The 17,660-nt window shown below is 68.5% G+C and carries 14 protein-coding genes and 1 tRNA gene; 12 read left to right on the top strand and 3 right to left on the bottom strand.

The annotated features are described in order from the left end of the window. The first annotated feature begins 127 nt into the window (after window positions 1-127). The 10 genes from hutH (at window position 128) to AC1VVG_RS11425 (ending at window position 12,537) form a co-directional block, all read left to right on the top strand. The gene (gene hutH, locus AC1VVG_RS11470) at window positions 128-1,651 is read left to right on the top strand and encodes a histidine ammonia-lyase (RefSeq protein ID WP_034190383.1); all 1,524 of its coding nucleotides are present in this window, start codon (window positions 128-130) and stop codon (window positions 1,649-1,651) included. Between the two features lie 4 nt (window positions 1,652-1,655). Then, the gene (gene hutC, locus AC1VVG_RS11465; RefSeq protein WP_482835645.1) at window positions 1,656-2,351 is read left to right on the top strand and encodes a histidine utilization repressor; all 696 of its coding nucleotides are present in this window, start codon (window positions 1,656-1,658) and stop codon (window positions 2,349-2,351) included. A 39-nt stretch (window positions 2,352-2,390) separates the two neighbouring features. Next, complete coding sequence (hutU, locus tag AC1VVG_RS11460; RefSeq protein WP_034190385.1) at window positions 2,391-4,079, top strand: urocanate hydratase; 1,689 nt, start codon at window positions 2,391-2,393, stop codon at window positions 4,077-4,079. A gap of 2 nt (window positions 4,080-4,081) precedes the next feature. Next, the gene (locus AC1VVG_RS11455) at window positions 4,082-4,693 is read left to right on the top strand and encodes a HutD/Ves family protein (RefSeq protein WP_049030528.1); all 612 of its coding nucleotides are present in this window, start codon (window positions 4,082-4,084) and stop codon (window positions 4,691-4,693) included. 4 nt (window positions 4,694-4,697) lie between these two features. After that, window positions 4,698-5,921, top strand: coding sequence for an imidazolonepropionase (gene hutI, locus AC1VVG_RS11450; RefSeq protein WP_482835644.1), 1,224 nt, complete (start codon window positions 4,698-4,700; stop codon window positions 5,919-5,921). Between the two features lie 63 nt (window positions 5,922-5,984). Further along, window positions 5,985-7,361, top strand: a complete 1,377-nt coding sequence (locus AC1VVG_RS11445; RefSeq protein ID WP_482835643.1) for a formimidoylglutamate deiminase — start codon at window positions 5,985-5,987, stop codon at window positions 7,359-7,361. A 54-nt stretch (window positions 7,362-7,415) separates the two neighbouring features. Further along, entirely contained in the window at window positions 7,416-8,213 is a 798-nt protein-coding gene (gene hutG, locus AC1VVG_RS11440) for an N-formylglutamate deformylase (RefSeq protein ID WP_473377150.1), read from the top strand. 750 nt (window positions 8,214-8,963) lie between these two features. Continuing rightward, a complete protein-coding gene (locus AC1VVG_RS11435; protein WP_034190390.1) occupies window positions 8,964-9,770 on the top strand; it encodes a gamma-glutamyl-gamma-aminobutyrate hydrolase family protein in 807 nt (268 codons plus the stop codon). Between the two features lie 12 nt (window positions 9,771-9,782). Next, window positions 9,783-11,120 carry a glutamine synthetase family protein gene (locus AC1VVG_RS11430; RefSeq protein WP_034190391.1) on the top strand — a complete coding sequence of 446 codons (1,338 nt, stop codon included), beginning with the start codon at window positions 9,783-9,785 and terminating at the stop codon, window positions 11,118-11,120. A gap of 28 nt (window positions 11,121-11,148) precedes the next feature. Then, entirely contained in the window at window positions 11,149-12,537 is a 1,389-nt protein-coding gene (locus AC1VVG_RS11425; RefSeq protein ID WP_482835642.1) for an aspartate aminotransferase family protein, read from the top strand. Window positions 12,538-12,561: 24 nt separating this feature from the next. Here AC1VVG_RS11425 and cysC read toward each other — a convergent pair whose 3' ends face one another. The 3 genes from cysC to AC1VVG_RS11410 form a co-directional block, all read right to left on the bottom strand. Next, on the bottom strand, window positions 12,562-13,092 hold the full coding sequence (cysC, locus tag AC1VVG_RS11420) for an adenylyl-sulfate kinase (protein WP_482835641.1): 531 nt from the start codon (window positions 13,090-13,092) through the stop codon (window positions 12,562-12,564). 279 nt (window positions 13,093-13,371) lie between these two features. Next, a tRNA-Val gene (locus AC1VVG_RS11415) sits at window positions 13,372-13,446 on the bottom strand. A 96-nt stretch (window positions 13,447-13,542) separates the two neighbouring features. Next, on the bottom strand, window positions 13,543-14,445 hold the full coding sequence (locus tag AC1VVG_RS11410; protein WP_069706954.1) for a LysR family transcriptional regulator: 903 nt from the start codon (window positions 14,443-14,445) through the stop codon (window positions 13,543-13,545). Window positions 14,446-14,619: 174 nt separating this feature from the next. Here AC1VVG_RS11410 and AC1VVG_RS11405 point away from each other — a divergent pair, with 174 nt between their 5' ends. Together AC1VVG_RS11405 and AC1VVG_RS11400 are read left to right on the top strand one after the other, a co-directional pair. Next, on the top strand, window positions 14,620-16,371 hold the full coding sequence (locus tag AC1VVG_RS11405; RefSeq protein ID WP_482835640.1) for an acyl-CoA dehydrogenase family protein: 1,752 nt from the start codon (window positions 14,620-14,622) through the stop codon (window positions 16,369-16,371). Next, window positions 16,368-17,603, top strand: coding sequence for a CaiB/BaiF CoA transferase family protein (locus tag AC1VVG_RS11400; protein ID WP_367189740.1), 1,236 nt, complete (start codon window positions 16,368-16,370; stop codon window positions 17,601-17,603). The genes AC1VVG_RS11405 and AC1VVG_RS11400 overlap by 4 nt, the downstream gene beginning before the upstream one ends. Window positions 17,604-17,660 lie beyond the last annotated feature (57 nt).

Here is a 17,660-nt window from a genome sequence, read left to right as displayed (position 1 = left end):
GTCCGGCGGGCCGCGCCGGACATCAGGGAAACTCCCGAGTCGAAATCGATGAAAAACGGGTTGTCTAGACAAGTTGTCGTGGCTACACTTCAATCCATTCCGAACTTGTCTAGACAGGATTGCTCACATGATTACGTTGACCCCCGGCCATCTGACCCTCCCGCAACTGCGCCAGATCGCGCGCGAATCCGTGCAGCTCGCGCTCGACCCGGCCAGCTTCGCGAAGATCGACGCCGGCGCGAAGGCCGTCGCCGACATCGCCGCGAAGGGCGAGCCGGCCTACGGCATCAACACGGGTTTCGGCCGCCTGGCCAGCACGCACATCCCGCACGACCAGCTCGAGTTGCTGCAGAAGAACCTGGTGCTGTCGCATGCGGTCGGTGTCGGCGAGCCGATGGCCCGTTCGTCGGTGCGCCTCCTGATGGCGCTGAAGCTGTCGAGCCTCGGCCGCGGCCACTCGGGCATCCGCCGCGAAGTGATGGACGCGCTGATCACGCTGTTCAACGCCGACGTGCTGCCGCTGATCCCGGTGAAGGGCTCGGTCGGCGCATCGGGCGACCTCGCGCCGCTCGCGCACATGTCGGCGGTGCTGCTCGGCGTCGGTGAAGTGTTCATCCGCGGCGAGCGTGCGAGCGCGCTCGACGGGCTGCGCGTCGCGGGCCTCGCGCCGCTGACGCTGCAGGCGAAGGAAGGCCTCGCGCTGCTGAACGGCACGCAGGCATCGACCGCGCTGGCGCTCGACAACATGTTCGCGATCGAAGACCTGTACCGCACGGCGCTCGTCGCCGGCGCGTTGTCGGTCGACGCGGCAGCCGGTTCGGTGAAACCGTTCGACGCCCGCATCCATGAACTGCGCGGCCACCAGGGCCAGATCGACGCGGCGGCGTCGTATCGCGAGCTGCTCGAAGGCTCGCCGATCAACCAGTCGCACCGCGACTGCGACAAGGTGCAGGATCCGTACAGCCTGCGCTGCCAGCCGCAGGTGATGGGCGCGTGTCTGGACCAGATGCGCCATGCGGCCGACGTGCTGCTGGTCGAAGCGAACGCCGTGTCGGACAACCCGCTGATCTTCCCGGACACCGGCGAAGTGCTGTCGGGCGGCAACTTCCACGCCGAGCCGGTCGCGTTCGCGGCCGACAACCTCGCGCTGGCCGCATCGGAAATCGGCGCGCTGGCCGAACGCCGCATCGCGCTGCTGATCGACGCGACGCTGTCGGGCCTGCCCCCGTTCCTCGTGAGGGACGGCGGCGTGAACTCGGGCTTCATGATCGCGCACGTGACGGCGGCCGCACTCGCATCGGAAAACAAGACGCTCGCCCACCCGGCGTCGGTCGACTCGCTGCCGACTTCCGCGAACCAGGAAGACCACGTGTCGATGGCGACGTTCGCCGCGCGCAAGCTCGCCGACATCGCGGACAACACGAAGCACATCCTCGCGATCGAACTGCTGGCCGCGGCCCAGGGCGTCGACCTGCGCGCGCCGTACCACACGAGCCCGAAGCTGGCGCCGGTGATGGAGACGATCCGCGGCAAGGTCGCGCATTACGAACTCGACCACTACTTCGCACCGGACATCGCGGCGGTCGCGAAGCTCGTCGGCGAGCGCGCGTTCGCGAAGGTCGCACCGTTCTCGTTCGCATCGGAACAGTAAGCCGATGAGCGCGCCGGTCTACCAGGAGATCAAGGATTTCATCCTGGCCCGCATCCACGCCGGCGAGTGGGAGGAGGGCGACCAGGTGCCGCCCGAGAACGAGCTGGCGCGCGAATTCAAGGTGGCGCGCATGACCGTCAACCGCGCGCTGCGCGAGCTGACGGCCGAGCAGGTGCTCACGCGCATGAAGGGCGCGGGCACCTACGTCGCGCGGCCGAAGTACGAGTCGACGCTGGTGGCGATCCGCAGCATCTCGGAGGAGGTCGGCGCGCGCGGGCATGCGTATCGGGCGAGCGTGCTCGGCCTCGACACGGTCCGCGCGGACGACGCGCTCGCCGACGAGATGCAGGTGGCCGTGCGCACGAAGCTGTTTCATTCGCAGGTGCTGCACTTCGAGAACGACGAGCCCGTGCAGCTCGAAGAACGGTGGGTGAATCCGGCGGTCGCGCCGGATTACGCCGAGCAGGATTTCACGAACACGACGCCGAACCTGTACCTGATGCGCGCGGCCCCGCTGCAGCGCGTCGAGTACCGGATCGAAGCGGCGGCCCCGGCGCCGGAGCGGCGCGAGCAGCTGCGGATGGACGACGTCGAACCGTGTCTGGTTTTACATCGGCGCACCTGGTCGCAGGGCGTCGTCGCCTCGGTGGCGAATCTGTGGCATCCCGGCAGCCGTTATCGCTTCACCGGGCATTTCTGATTCCTATTTGATAGTCATTTTCCCTCGGGAGCAGTCGTCATGAACCATCCGAAACACATCGATCCCCGTCTCGATCCGACGCGCACGATCCGCGCGCCGCGCGGCAGCGAGAAGACCTGCAAGACCTGGCTGGCCGAGGCGGCCTACCGGATGATCCAGAACAACCTGGACCCGGAAGTCGCCGAGCATCCGCATGCGCTCGTCGTGTACGGCGGCATCGGCCGCGCGGCGCGCAACTGGGAATGCTACGACCAGATCCTCGCGTCGCTGAAGGATCTCGAGGAAAACGAAACGCTGCTGATCCAGTCGGGCAAGCCGGTCGGCGTGTTCCGCACGCACAAGGATGCGCCGCGCGTGCTGCTCGCGAACTCGAACCTCGTGCCGCACTGGGCGAACTGGGATCACTTCCACGAGCTCGACCGCAAGGGCCTGATGATGTACGGCCAGATGACGGCCGGCAGCTGGATCTACATCGGCAGCCAGGGCATCGTTCAGGGCACGTATGAAACGTTCTTCTCGGTCGCGAACCAGCACTTCAACGGCGATCCGTCGGGCCGCTGGATCCTGACGGGCGGCCTCGGCGGCATGGGCGGCGCGCAGCCGCTGGCCGCGACGATGGCCGGCTTCTCGATGATCGCGGTCGAATGCGACGAGACGCGCATCGACTTCCGCCTGAAGACGCGCTACGTCGACAAGAAGGCAACGACGCTCGACGAAGCGCTCGGCATGATCGAGGAAGCGAAGCGCACGGGCAAGCCCGTGTCGGTCGGCCTGCTCGGCAACGCCGCCGACGTGTTCGCGGAACTCGTCACGCGCGGCATCACGCCGGACTGCGTGACCGACCAGACGAGCGCGCACGATCCGATCAATGGCTACCTGCCGCAAGGCTGGACCGTCGCGCAATGGCGCGAAGCGCAGAAGGTCGATCCGCAGAGCATCGTGAAGGTCGCGAAGCAGTCGATGGCCGTCCAGGTGCGCGCGATGCTGGCGCTGCAGGAACGCGGCGCGGCGACGCTCGACTACGGCAACAACATCCGCCAGATGGCGCTGGAAATGGGCGTCGAGAACGCGTTCGACTTCCCGGGTTTCGTGCCGGCGTACATCCGTCCGCTGTTCTGCGAAGGCAAGGGCCCGTTCCGCTGGGTCGCGCTGTCGGGCGATCCGGAAGACATCTACAAGACCGACCAGAAGGTGAAGGAACTGATCCCCGACGATCCGCACCTGCACAACTGGCTCGACATGGCGCGCGAGCGCATCGCGTTCCAGGGCCTGCCGGCACGGATCTGCTGGGTGGGCGTGAAGGATCGCTATCGTCTCGGCCAGGCATTCAACGAGATGGTCAAGAACGGCGAACTGAAGGCCCCGATCGTGATCGGCCGCGACCACCTCGACACCGGCTCGGTCGCCAGCCCGAACCGCGAGACGGAATCGATGAAGGATGGGTCGGACGCGGTCAGCGACTGGCCGCTGCTGAACGCACTGCTGAACACGGCAGGCGGCGCATCGTGGGTGTCGCTGCATCATGGCGGGGGCGTCGGCATGGGCTTCTCGCAGCACTCGGGCGTCGTGATCGTCGCCGACGGCACGGCTGAAGCGCACGAGCGTCTCGGTCGCGTGCTGCTGAACGACCCGGCGACGGGCGTGATGCGCCATGCGGATGCCGGCTACGAACTCGCGCAGCAGACGGCTCGCGAAGCCGGCCTGAAGCTGCCGATGCTCGGCCGCTGAGCATGACGGCGCTCGACCAGGCGCCGGTGAACGCGACGCTGATCCGCGCGGCGGATCTCGTCGCGTCGCCGTGGAAGAACGGCGGCGGCGTGACGCGCGAGATCGGCGCGTTCCCGCCCGGCGCCGCGCTCGACGCGTTCGCGTGGCGCGTGAGCGTCGCGGACGTCGGCACGGCCGGCCCGTTCTCGCGTTTCGACGGGATCGACCGCACGCTCGTGCTGCTGTCCGGCGCGGGCATGACGCTCGCCGAAGCGGGCGGTGCGCACCATGTGCTCGACGTGCCGCTGGCCCGTGCGGATTTCGCAGGGGAAGCGGCGATCGACGCGACGCTGCACGACGGCGCGACGCGCGACTTCAACCTGATGACGCGCCGCTCGGCCGCGCGCGGCACGCTCGACGTGTGGCGCGCGGGCGCGCACCATGTCGCGCCGGCCGATACCGTACTGCTGTTCTGCGCGACCGGCGCCGTCGGTGTCGCAATCGACGGCACGCACCACGCACTGGAAGACATGGACACGCTGCGGCTCGACGGGCCGCGGCGTGCGTTTGACGTCGTCGTGAGCGGGGGCGGTGCGTTGCTCGCCGTCTCGCTCGCCGTCGGCGAACGAGACTGAACGCATGAAACCGACTGTCTGGCATCACCTGAGGCTGTGTCCGCACGGCCATCCCGACGAAACGATCGACGACGCGGCGATCGCGGTCGACGAAACCGGCACGATCGTGTGGCTCGGCGCGTGGTCCGCGCTGCCGCACGGTTACGCGCACTGGCCGCGCGAAGACCTGCACGGCGCGTGGGTGACGCCGGGCCTCGTCGATTGCCATACGCACCTCGTGTACGGCGGCACGCGTGCGGACGAATTCGCGCAGCGTCTCGCGGGCGTCAGCTACGAGGAAATCGCGCGGCAGGGCGGCGGGATCGTGTCGACGGTGCGCGCGACGCGCGCGGCCGACGAAACGACGCTGTTCGTGCAGGCCGCCGCGCGCCTGCAGCCGCTGCTCGCCGAAGGCGTGACCGCGATCGAGATCAAGTCGGGCTACGGGCTCGACCTCGCGAGCGAGCGCAAGATGCTGCGCGTCGCGCGCCAGCTCGGCGAGCGCTTCCCGGTCACGGTCTACACGACCTTCCTCGGCGCGCATGCGCTGCCGCCCGAATACGCGGGCCGGGCGGACGCGTACATCGACGAAGTGTGCGACCGCATGCTGCCGGCGCTCGCCGACGAGGGTCTCGTCGACGCGGTCGACGTGTTCTGCGAACGCATCGGCTTCTCGCTCGCGCAGACCGAGCGCGTGTTCGAGGCCGCGACGCGCCGCGGCCTGCCCGTGAAGCTGCATGCGGAGCAACTGTCGAACGCCGGCGGCACGGCGCTCGCCGCGCGCTACCGCGCGGTGTCCGCCGACCACCTCGAGTTTCTCGACGAAGCCGGCATCGAGGCGATGAAGGCGGCCGGCACGGTCGCCGTGCTGCTGCCCGGCGCGTACTACTTCATCCGCGAAACGCAACTGCCGCCGATCGAGCTGCTGCGCAAGCACGGCGTGCCGATCGCGCTCGCGACCGATCACAACCCCGGCACGTCGCCGCTCGAATCGCTGCTGCTGACGCTGAACATGGGCTGCACGCTGTTCCGCATGACGGTGCCGGAAGTGCTGCAGGGCGTCACGCGCCATGCAGCCGCGGCGCTTGGCCGCGCGGATCGCCACGGCGCGCTCGAGGTCGGCCGCCAGGCCGACTTCGCCGCGTGGTCGGTCGGTTCGCTGTCGGAGCTCGCGTACTGGATCGGCCGGCCGCTGTGCGAGCAGGCCGTGCGCGGCGGCACGACCGTGTTTCGCCGGATGAACGGATAGTTTTTGCAGGGAGCCGGGCCGGGTGCGACCGCGCTCGACCCGGCCGCTCGACAAGGAATCAGAATGACCGACACCATGTTGTTCGCGGACCACGCCTACCTGCCCGACGGCTGGCGCCGCAACGTGCTGCTGCGCTGGGACGCGGCCGGCACGCTGACCGGCGTGACGCCCGATACCGATGCGCCGGCAGACGTCGCGCGTGCGGCCGGCCCGGTGCTGCCCGGCATGCCGAACCTGCATTCGCACGCATTCCAGCGCGCGATGGCGGGGCTCACCGAATACCGCGCGAATCCCGCCGACAGCTTCTGGAGCTGGCGCGACCTGATGTACCGCTTCGCGCTGAAGATCACGCCCGACGCGCTCGCGGCGATCGCACGCTGGCTGTACGTCGAGATGCTCAAGTGCGGTTACACGTCGGTGTGCGAATTCCACTACGTGCATCACGCACAGGACGGCTCGCGCTATCCGCAGCTCGCGGAGCTCGGCACGCGCGTCGTCGATGCCGCACGCGCCGCCGGCATCGGCATCACGATGCTGCCCGTGTCGTACCAGTTCGCCGGCTTCGGCAACAAGCCGCCGCGCGACGACCAGCGCCGCTTCATCAACACGCCCGACGGGCTGCTCGAACTGCTCGACGCGATGCGTCGCGCGGCGCCCGAGCACGGCGGCCTGCGCTACGGCGTCGCGCCGCACTCGCTGCGCGCGGTGTCGGAGAGCGGGCTGCGCACGCTGATCGACGGGCTGCCCGACGACGCGCCCGTTCACATCCATATCGCCGAGCAGACGGCCGAAGTCGACGACTGCGTGCGCGCGTACGGCGCGCGTCCCGTCCAATGGCTGCTCGATCGCTTCGACGTCGATGCGCGCTGGTGCCTCGTGCACGCCACGCACGTCGATGCGACCGAGACGGCCGCGCTCGCGAGGCGTCGCGCGGTCGCCGGCCTGTGCCTGACGACCGAAGCGAACCTGGGCGACGGCGTGTTCCCGGCCGTCGACTATCTCGCGCAGGGCGGCGTGATCGGCGTCGGCTCGGACAGCCACGCCTCGGTCGATTGGCGCTCGGAGCTGCGCCTGCTCGAATACGGGCAGCGGCTCGTGCACCGCGCGCGCAACGTGCTGGCGAGCGAGTCGCAGGCACACGTCGCCGATCGCCTGTTCGACGCATCGCTCGCGGGCGGCGCACAGGCGAGCGGGCGGCGTGTCGGCGCGCTGCGCGAAGGCTGCCGCGCCGACTGGCTGGTGCTCGATCCCGATCATCCGGCGATCGCCGAACATGGCAGCCCGTCGTGGCTGTCGGGCATCGTGTTCGCCGAACACGGCGAGACGCCCGTGCTCGACGTCTACACGGGCGGCGAACGCGTCGTGAGCGGCCGTCGCCATCGCGACGAAGACGCTGCATACGCGGACTACCGCGCCGCGCTGGCGCAACTGCTGTGCTGACACGCGGCAACCGGCGCGCGTGCGTGCGCCGGCCGACTCTTACGGTGAGGCGACATGACTGAACAACCGGCTGTATTCACGCTGAAGCAGGGCACGCTGCCGCTGCTGATCTCGATTCCGCACGCAGGCACGCACATCCCCGAGGACATCGCGGCGACGATGACGCCCGACGCGCGCTTCGTCGACGATTGCGACTGGCATCTCGAGCGGCTGTACGGCTTCGCGGCCGATCTCGGCGCATCGATCCTGGTGCCGTCGCACGCGCGTTACGTCGTCGACCTGAACCGTCCGCCCGACAACGAGAACCTGTACCCGGGGCAGGACACGACGGGGCTCGTGCCGGTCGATACGTTCGACAAGGCGCCGCTCTATCCGGCGAATGCGCTGCCCGGCAACGACGAGATCATGCGTCGCCGCGACCGCTACTGGCTGCCGTATCACGACGCGCTGCAGCGCGAGATTGCACGCCTGAAGCGCGAGCACGGCCGCGTGCTCGTGTGGGAAGCGCATTCGATCCGCTCGCATGTGCCGCGCTTCTTCGACGGCCGCCTGCCGGACTTCAATTTCGGCACGTCGAGCGGCGCGAGCGCCAGGCCCGGTCTCGCGGAGGCGCTGGCCGCGTGCGTGCTCGCACACGGCGGTTATACGGCCGTCGCGAACGGCCGCTTCAAGGGCGGTTACATTACCCGTCACTACGGCGTGCCCGACACCGGTGTCGAAGCCGTGCAGCTCGAGCTGTCGCAGATCACCTACATGGAAGAGACGCGTCCGTACGCGTACGACGAAGCGCGCGCCGCGCGGATTGCGCCGCTGTTGCAGACGCTGGTCGAAACCGCGCTCGCGCATCGCTGAGCGCGGGCCGCTCGCATGCGGCAGCGCGGCGGAGCAGGGCGTCGCGGCCCGCCGGCATGCAGCAGGCGCGCCGACGCAATGCACAACACGGCATCGATCGCGGGGATCGATGCCGTTTTTTCATCTGATCGATGTCGTCGTCGGCGCCTGAAAATTTGACGCAATTTTTAGGTGATATAAGCTGAATGTCAGGAAGTCGTCACGCGCGCACCGGCGGCGAGGGCATCGACGATGGCCGTACCGCGCCGGAATGCGCTGCGAGACACCTTGCCGACGTGTCGCCGCGCGGCTTTGCCGCATGCGCTTGATCGCGACGCGTGTCCTGCCTCCTTCAGTCAGTCGAGTACGATCGTGAAAGCCGCCAGCCCTTCGATACGCCGGACGCGAAGTCCGTCGGCGGGCGCGCCGCCTCAGGCCGGGCCGAACCGGCATGCTGAATGCGGCACGCGTGCCGCCCCTTTACGCGAACCTCGTTTCTTCGCCATTTCCCATCGCGGCCCGCGCCGCTTCAACCTCGTGACCGCGCAGGTGTTCAGCGCGGTGCAGTGCGACGGCAGCGCATCGTTGTTGCCCTAGCGTCTTGTTCCGCTTCCGTTGCGGGCCGCACCGCGGCTTGCCGCATCGTTCGCGCGGCCGGATCGCGCATGCGCTCGCGCTGCGCGACGGCACGCGCGTGCGGCGCAGCCGCCGGCCTTCGTCGTCCCGTGCGCACGCATGCGGCGCGCGATTACCGGAGAGGGAGGGATGCTCATGCGTGCGCGCCCGATCGTAGCCGTCACCGCCGACCGCATCCTGCGCGGTGCGCATCCGAATCACACGGCCGGCGAGAAGTACCTCGCCGCGCTCGTCGACGGCGCCGGCGCGCTGGCGTTGGTGCTGCCCGCGCTCGGCGCGCGCCAGCCGCCCGACGCGATCATCGCGGCGGTCGACGGGCTGCTGTTTACGGGCAGCTATTCGAACGTCGAGCCGCATCATTACGGCGGCGCCGCGAGCGCACCCGACACATTGCACGATGCCGCGCGCGATGCGACCGCGTTGCCGCTGATCCGCGCGGCGATCGAGGCGGGCGTACCCGTGCTCGCGATCTGCCGTGGCATGCAGGAGCTGAACGTCGCGTACGGCGGCACGCTGCATCAGCGGCTGCACGCGACGAACGGCTTCGACGATCATCGCGAACGGGCGGCCGATCCGCTCGAGCGGCAGTATGGTCCCGCGCACGTCGTGCAACTCGCGCCGGGCGGCCTGCTGCAGCGGGTCGCGCGCGGCGTGCACGAGGCGACCGTCAATTCGCTGCACGACCAGGGCATCGCCCGGCTTGGCGCGGGGCTCGTCGTCGAAGCGAGCGCGCCCGACGGGCTCGTCGAGGCCGTCAGCGTGCGCGGCGCGCGCGCGTTCGCGCTCGGCGTGCAGTGGCATCCCGAATGGCGCTACGCGGAACAGCCGCTGTCGCGCGACATCTTCGCGGCATTCGGCGCGGCGTGCCGCGTGCGCATGACGCACCGCATTCATGCAGCCGGCGGCGCGATCGCGTCGCCGAGCGCATCCGACGTCGACTGAACGAGGCCGATCATGCAACCCGAACTGAGCGAATTCCTGCGGCAGCACCGCATCACCGAGGTCGAGGCGATCATCCCCGATATGGCCGGCATCGCGCGCGGCAAGATCATTCCGCGCAACAAGTTCGAATCAGGCGAATCGATGCGCCTGCCGCAGGCCGTGATGGTGCAGACCGTGACCGGCGATTATCCGGAGGACGGCACGCTGACCGGCGTGACCGATCCCGACATGGTGTGCGTGCCCGATCCGTCGACGATCTGCCTGATTCCGTGGGCCGTCGATCCGACCGCGCAGGTGATTCACGACTGCGTGCATTTCGACGGTTCGCCGGTCGAGATCTCGCCGCGCTACGTGCTGCGCCGCGTGCTCGACCTGTACGAGGCGAAAGGCTGGAAGCCCGTCGTCGCGCCGGAACTCGAGTTCTATCTCGTCGACATGAATGCCGATCCCGACCTGCCGCTGCGCCCGCCGATCGGCCGCACGGGACGCGCGGAAACCGGCCGCCAGTCGTATTCGATCGAGGCCGTCAACGAGTTCGATCCGCTGTTCGAGGACATCTACGAGTACTGCGAAATGCAGGGCCTCGATATCGAGACGCTGATCCACGAAGTCGGCGCCGCGCAGATGGAGATCAACTTCGTGCACGGTGATGCGCTGCCGCTGGCCGACCAGGTATTCCTGTTCAAGCGCACGGTGCGCGAGGCCGCGCTGCGCCACAACATGTACGCGACCTTCATGGCCAAGCCGATGGAAGGCGAGCCGGGATCCGCGATGCACATTCATCAGAGCCTGGCGGACATGCGCACCGGGCGCAACCTGTTCGCCGACGAGGACGGTTCCGTGTCGCCGCTGTTCCGCAGCTATCTCGCGGGGCTGCAGAAATACACGCCGGCGCTGATGCCGATCTTCGCGCCGTACATCAACTCGTACCGCCGGCTGTCGCGCTTCATGGCCGCGCCGATCAACGTGCAGTGGGGCTACGACAACCGGACGGTCGGCTTTCGCATCCCGCAGTCGAGCCCCGTCGCGCGCCGCATCGAGAACCGGATTCCGGGTGTCGACTGCAACCCGTACCTCGCGTTCGCCGCGACGCTCGCCGCCGGCTATCTCGGCATGACGCAGCAGCTCGCGCCGACCGAGCCGATTGCCTCAGACGGTTACGACCTGCCTTACCAGCTGCCGCGCAATCTGGAAGAGGGCATCTCGCTGATGGCCGCGTGCGAGCCGCTCGCCGGCATTCTCGGCGACAAGTTCGTGAAGGCCTATCTGGCGCTGAAGGAAACCGAATACGAAGCGTTCTTCCGCGTGATCAGCTCGTGGGAACGCCGCCATCTGCTGCTGCACGTCTGAACGTGCGGCGCCGTTTCATGGAGGAAACATGACCGATCGACACGAAGCCCGCTCGCCGCACTCGACCGCCGAATACCGCGCGCTCGACGCCGCGCACCACATCCACCCGTTCTCGGACATGGGCGCGCTGAACCGCGCCGGCAGCCGCGTGATCGTGAAGGCCGACGGCGTCTACCTGTGGGATTCGGACGGCAACAAGGTGATCGACGGGATGGCCGGCCTGTGGTGCGTGAACGTCGGCTACGGCCGCAAGGAACTCGCCGACGCCGCGTATCGCCAAGTGCAGGAACTGCCGTTCTACAACACCTTCTTCAAGACCACGCATCCGCCGGTGATCGAGCTGTCCGCGCTGCTCGCGGAACTGACGCCGGCCGGCTTCAACCACTTCTTCTACTGCAACAGCGGCTCGGAAGGCAACGACACGGTGCTGCGCCTCGTGCACCAGTACTGGCGCGTGCAGGGCAAGCCGCAGAAGAAGTTCGTGATCTCGCGCAAGAACGGCTACCACGGCTCGACCATCGCGGGCGGCACGCTCGGCGGGATGGGCTACATGCACGAGCAGATGCCGTCGAAGGTCGAGCACATCGTGCATATCGACCAGCCGTATTTCTTCGGCGAAGCGCAGCCGGGCGAGACGCCGGAAGCGTTCGGCCTCGCGCGCGCGCAGCAGCTCGAGGCGAAGATCCTCGAACTCGGCGCGGAGAACGTTGCCGCGTTCATCGGCGAGCCGTTCCAGGGCGCGGGCGGCGTGATCTTCCCGCCGTCGACGTACTGGCCGGAAATCCAGCGGATCTGTCGCAAGTACGACATCCTGCTCGTCGCCGACGAGGTGATCGGCGGCTTCGGGCGCACCGGCGAATGGTTCGCGCATCAGCACTTCGGTTTCGAGCCGGACCTGATCACGATGGCCAAGGGCCTCACGTCGGGTTATGTGCCGATGGGGGCGGTCGGCATTCACGAGCGCGTGGCGCGACCGATCATCGACAACGGCGAATTCAATCACGGCCTCACGTACTCGGGCCATCCGGTCGCGGCGGCCGTCGCGATCGCGAACCTGAAGCTGCTGCGCGACGAAGGCATCGTCGAGCGCGTGAAGACCGATATCGGGCCGTATTTCCAGCGTCGGCTGCGCGATGCGCTGGGTGACCATCCGATCGTCGGGGAGATCGCGGGCGCGGGGCTCGTCGCAGGCGTTCAGCTTGCGCGCGATCGCGGCCGGCGCGAGCGGTTCGGTGCGGACGTCGATATCGGCACGATCTGCCGCGACTTCTGCTTCAACGGCCACCTGATCATGCGCGCGACCGGCGATCGGATGCTGCTGTCGCCGCCGCTCGTGATTCGCGAGGCGGAAGTCGACGAGATCGTCGACAAGGCGAAGCATGCGTTCGATGCGACGGCGGAGCGGGTGGGGCGGTGAAGCGAATCGAACGCGGGGCGTCGATCACGCGGAGTCGAAGCGCTGGTGATTGAATTCGATGATGCGCGCGACACACTCGGCGATGGACATCGTCCCGGTCTCGACGACGAGATCGGGCGCCTCGTAAGGATCCGAGATGCCGGTGAACCGGCGTGTCTGACCGGTGATGGCCTTCGCGTACAGGCGTTTCGGATCGCGTGCGGAGCAGGTCGCGATATCGGAATTCAGATAGATCTCGCTGAAGCGTGCGTCGCCGACGATGTCGCGGGCCAGTTTCCGGTCGGCTGAATACGGGGAAATCAGCGCGACGATCACGACGATCCCCTGGTCGTTCAACAGCTTCGCGATTTCGGCGGTGCGCCGGCAGTTCTCCGCGCGATCGTCGCGCCGGAAGCCGAGATCACGCGAGACGCCCGAGCGCAGCTCGTCGCCGTCGAGAATGCAAACCGGGATGCCGTGCGCGCGCAAGTGCGCAGCGATCTCGCGCGACAGCGTGGACTTGCCGGCGCCGCTCAGGCCGGTCAACCACAGGGTGTGTGAATTCGGCGATGTCATGGGATAGGTCGCGACGGTATCGAGCGGCCGTGCAAGCCGCGTTCCGGAGCCGTTCGTCTTGATGGGATTCGACCATCGGTGCCGCGCGACGGGCCGGTCATGTCGGCAGATTCTAGTCAGCCGTGATCCGTGCGCTATGACTGATTGGTTACCGACTATTACGTCGTGGATGCGAGTGCGCGCCCGCGTCGAGTGATTGATGCCCGGTAGTGAGTCTCACGATCGCGACGCGCAAAACGAAAAGGCCCTGCGTCGTGAGACGCAGGGCCTTGAATTCTTTGGTGGGCGGTACTGGGATCGAACCAGTGACCCCTGCCGTGTGAAGGCAGTGCTCTACCGCTGAGCTAACCGCCCAAAGAAGCTGAAATTATGTCAGGGCTTTGAGGGTCTGTAAAGCCCTTTCTGCAAATTTTTTCGAATGTCCGTCGGCACCCGCCGCCGACCGCCCGTTCAGCCCGCGAGCGCGGGCAGCCCGTCGATCGATGCGCGCACGTAGTCGGCGAAGCGTAGCGCGACCGGCTCGGCGGTGCCGCTGCGCTTGAGCGCAAGCGTGCGCGATTCAAGCGACGCATCCTTCAGCGGCCGGAACGCGAGCCGGTCGCTCTTCGCCTGCTGCAGCACGCGCGGCACCAGCGCCACCCCCATCCCGAACTCGATCATTGACAGGATCGTCTGCCACAGCCGCGCTTCGTGGCGGATCAACGGACTGAATCCCGCGTTCACGCACTGCGCGATGATCAGGTCGTGATAGTGCGGCGCCGCTTCGCGCGGAAACAGGATGAACGGTTCCGTCGCAAGCGCGGCGAGCGCGACTTGTCTGCGCCGCGTGAGCGGATGCGCGGCCGGCAGGCAGCACACGAATGGCTCCGCATAGACGGGCACCGATTCGACTTCGGGCGGGAAGTGGCCCCAGTGCGCATAGCCGAGATCGATCTGGCCACGCTGGATCGCCTGTACCTGCGCATGCGTGTTCATCTCGCTCAGCACGACCTCGACGCCCGGGTAGTCGGTTTCGAAGCGCCGTACCGCGTCGGGCAGCCCGCGATACAGCATCGAATGGACGAAGCCGATCCGCAGCCGGCCCGCGAGGCCCGACGCGGAGCGCACCGTCAGGCGCTCGGCCTCGGCCGCCTGCAGCAGCAGCCGGCGTGCCTCGCCGAGCAGCACCTCGCCCGCGTTGGTCAGCGCGACGGTCTTGTTGGTGCGCGAGAAGAGCTGCACGCCGAGCGTGTCCTCGAACTTGCGGATGTCGAAACTCAGCGCCGGCTGCGAGATGAACAGGCGCTTCGCCGCGCGCCCGAAATGCAGCTCCTCCGCGACCGCCACGAAATAGCGCAATTGCCTCAGTTCCACGGTGTCTCCTCCTGGCGTCGGCATCGATAAGCGACATCTATCGTACCGGATGAATCCTGTATTGGACGCTTATCGATCGCGCGCCTACGCTCTGCGGAAGGTTTCGCGCGGAGCCGGCAGCGGGCGGCGGCGCCCGGCCGGGTCAACGCGCAGGCAACTCAGGAGACAACTCGCATGAACGACACCGCTGGCGCGCCGGACCCCGGCACATCCAACATCCCCGACAGCCGGGGCATCAATTTCTTCACCGCCGACACCGACCTCGGCGCGTTGCTGAAGCTGCACCTCGGCGATGCGCACTATGCCGAACTCGAGCCGCAACTGCGCGCGCTCGGCGCACGCGTGTCCGGCGAACTCGACGAATGGGCATCGCGCGCGGACAAGCATCCGCCCGTGCTCGCGCATCGCAACCGGCGCGGCGAGGCCGTGCAGCGGATCGACAAGGATCCCGCGTATGTCGCGCTCGAACGCGTTGCGTATGCGGAGCTCGGGCTCGCGTCGATGAGCCACGGGGCGCAATCCGTGCCGCCGCTCGTCAAGTACGCGCTGACGTTCCTGTTCGTGCAGGCGGAGTTCGGGCTGTGCTGCCCGGTCAGCATGACCGACTCGCTGACGCGCACGCTGCGCCGCTTCGGCGATCCGGCGCTCGTCACGCGTTATCTGCCGATGCTCGCGTCGCGCGACTTCGACACGCTGTACCAGGGGGCGATGTTCATGACCGAGCAGGCGGCCGGCTCCGACGTCGCGCGGATCGCGACGCGCGCCGCGCGCGAGACGGACGCGCACGGCGGGACCGTCTGGCGCCTGACCGGCGACAAGTGGTTCTGCTCGAACGCGGATGCCGACCTCGCGATGGTGCTCGCGCGGCCCGACGGCGCGCCGGACGGCATCAAGGGCCTCGCGCTGTTCCTGCTGCCGAAGACGCTGCCCGACGGCACGCGCAACCGCTACCGGATCGTGCGCCTGAAGGACAAGCTCGGCAGCCGTTCGATGGCGAGCGGCGAGATCGTGCTCGACGGTGCGCAGGCCTGGCTGATCGGCGAGATCGGCCGCGGCTTTCACCAGATGGCCGACATGATCAACATGTCGCGGCTGTCGAACGGCGTGCGCGCGGCGGGGCTGATGCGGCGCGCGCTGAACGAGGCGCTGCACGTCGCCGCGCATCGCGAGGCGTTCGGCCGCAAGCTGATCGAGATGCCGCTGATGCAGCGCCAGCTGATGAAAATGCTGCTGCCGGCCGAGGCCGCCCGCGCGATGTTCATGCAGATCGCGTTGCTGCTGCCGCAGGCCGACGCCGGTGACGAGCAGGCCGCGCGCTGCGTGCGGATCCTGACGCCGCTGATCAAGTTCCGCGCGTGCCGCGATGCGCGCCGCGTGACGGGCGATGCGATGGAAGTGCGCGGCGGCACCGGCTACATCGAGGAATGGAGCGATGCACGGCTCGTGCGCGATGCGCATCTCGGCTCGATCTGGGAAGGCACGAGCAACATCGTCGCGCTGGACGTTGCGCGGGCCGCGCAGCGCGAGCACGCACTCGACGCGCTGCGCGCGTTCCTCGGCGACCGGCTCGGCGCGGCACCGCTGCCCGACGCGAGCCGCGCGGCGCTGCGGCGCATCCTCGCGCGCGCATGCGATGCACTGGCGCGAGTCGCGGCGGACGGCGACGACGCGCACGTGCGGCAGGCCGCGTCCGCGCTGTACTACGCGAGCGCGGCCGTGCTGATGGCCTGCGAGGGCGTGCGGCTCGCGCCGGATTTCCGGCGTCTCGCGCTCGCGCACCTGCTCGTGCGCCACAAGCTGCTGCCGGTCGATCCGCTCGCGCCGGCGTTGCGCGAGGACGAGTCGGCCGCGTTCGATGCGTTGCTGCGCGGCACGCCGGTCGCGCTCGACACGGCGCTCGACCTGCTGCCGGAGGTCGAACGATGAGCGCAACGAACGTAACGAACGTGACGCGCGCGTCCCGCGGTGCGCTGGACGGTCTGAAAGTCGTCGACCTGAGTCGTGTGCTCGGCGGCCCGTATTGCACGCAGGCGCTCGCCGACCACGGTGCGACGGTGGTCAAGATCGAGCCGCCCGCCGGCGACGAAACACGCGGCTGGGGGCCGCCGTTCCTCGGCGACACGGCCTGGTACTTCATGGGCGTCAACCGCAACAAGGAAGGGCTGGCGCTCGACCTGTCGCGCGACGAAGGGCGCGCGATCCTGTGGCGCCTGCTGGAAGAGGCCGACGTGCTGGTCGAGAACTTCAAGCCCGGCACGCTCGCGCGCTGGGGGATGGACTATGCGCGCGACCTGCAGCCGCGCTTTCCGCGCCTGATCCATTGCGCGGTGACGGGCTTCGGCGACGACGGCCCGCTCGGCGGGCTGCCCGGCTACGATGCGGTGATCCAGGCGATGGCCGGGTTGATGAGCGTCAACGGCGAGCGCGACGGCGACGCGACGCGCATCGGCCTGCCGATCGTCGACATGGTCACGGGGCTCAACGCGCTCGCCGGCATCCTGCTCGCACTCGCGGAGCGCGAGAAAAGCGGGCAGGGGCAGTCGATCGACATCGCGCTGTACGACTGCGGTGTATCGCTGCTGCATCCGCACCTGCCGAACTTCTTCGGCTCCGGGCGCGTGCCGGAGCGTAGCGGCAACGCGCATCCGAACATCGCGCCCTACGACAGCTACCGCACGGCGACTGTGCCGATCTTCCTCGCGGTCGGCAACGACCGGCAGTTCGCGCGGCTCGTCGCGCATCTCGGTGCGCCGGCGCTCGCGGGCGACGCGCGCTTCGTCGATAACCGCAGCCGCTGCGCGCACCGGCCCGCGCTGAAGGCCGAACTGGAAGCGCGGCTCGCCGCGCACGCGTGCGAGCCGCTCGCGCGCGATCTGATGGCGGCCGGCGTGCCGTGCGGGCCGGTGCGGACGGTGGCCGAGGTCGCGCACGATCCGCATGCACTGCACCGTAACCTGTTCGTCGAGATCGGCGCGTATCGCGGCACGGCGTCGCCGGTGAAGCTGTCGCGCACGCCGGCCACCTATCGGTCGGCTCCGCCCGCGCTTGGCCGCGACACGCGCGCGGTGCTCGACCGGCTCGGCGTCGATCGTGCGCTTCAGCAGCAACTGCTCGACGCCGGCGTGCTGAAAACGGCGCCGGACCCGGCGCCCGGCTGACATCACGCCGCCGGCCGGCGGCGCGATGCCGGCCACCCGGGAAAGGCGCGCGCGAGT

The organism is Burkholderia sp. L-4, from assembly GCF_056856535.1.
This window is presented reverse-complemented; position numbering and strand designations above follow the sequence as displayed.

Coding starts and splice junctions, on each gene's coding strand:
- hutI (WP_482835644.1), top strand. CDS start 4,698: ATGAAACCGACTGTCTGGCATCACCTGAGGCTGTGTCCGCACGGCCAT.
- AC1VVG_RS11425 (WP_482835642.1), top strand. CDS start 11,149: ATGACCGATCGACACGAAGCCCGCTCGCCGCACTCGACCGCCGAATAC.
- AC1VVG_RS11445 (WP_482835643.1), top strand. CDS start 5,985: ATGACCGACACCATGTTGTTCGCGGACCACGCCTACCTGCCCGACGGC.
- hutC (WP_482835645.1), top strand. CDS start 1,656: ATGAGCGCGCCGGTCTACCAGGAGATCAAGGATTTCATCCTGGCCCGC.
- AC1VVG_RS11400 (WP_367189740.1), top strand. CDS start 16,368: ATGAGCGCAACGAACGTAACGAACGTGACGCGCGCGTCCCGCGGTGCG.
- hutG (WP_473377150.1), top strand. CDS start 7,416: ATGACTGAACAACCGGCTGTATTCACGCTGAAGCAGGGCACGCTGCCG.
- AC1VVG_RS11405 (WP_482835640.1), top strand. CDS start 14,620: ATGAACGACACCGCTGGCGCGCCGGACCCCGGCACATCCAACATCCCC.
- AC1VVG_RS11455 (WP_049030528.1), top strand. CDS start 4,082: ATGACGGCGCTCGACCAGGCGCCGGTGAACGCGACGCTGATCCGCGCG.
- AC1VVG_RS11430 (WP_034190391.1), top strand. CDS start 9,783: ATGCAACCCGAACTGAGCGAATTCCTGCGGCAGCACCGCATCACCGAG.
- hutH (WP_034190383.1), top strand. CDS start 128: ATGATTACGTTGACCCCCGGCCATCTGACCCTCCCGCAACTGCGCCAG.
- AC1VVG_RS11435 (WP_034190390.1), top strand. CDS start 8,964: ATGCGTGCGCGCCCGATCGTAGCCGTCACCGCCGACCGCATCCTGCGC.
- cysC (WP_482835641.1), bottom strand. CDS start 13,092: ATGACATCGCCGAATTCACACACCCTGTGGTTGACCGGCCTGAGCGGC.
- hutU (WP_034190385.1), top strand. CDS start 2,391: ATGAACCATCCGAAACACATCGATCCCCGTCTCGATCCGACGCGCACG.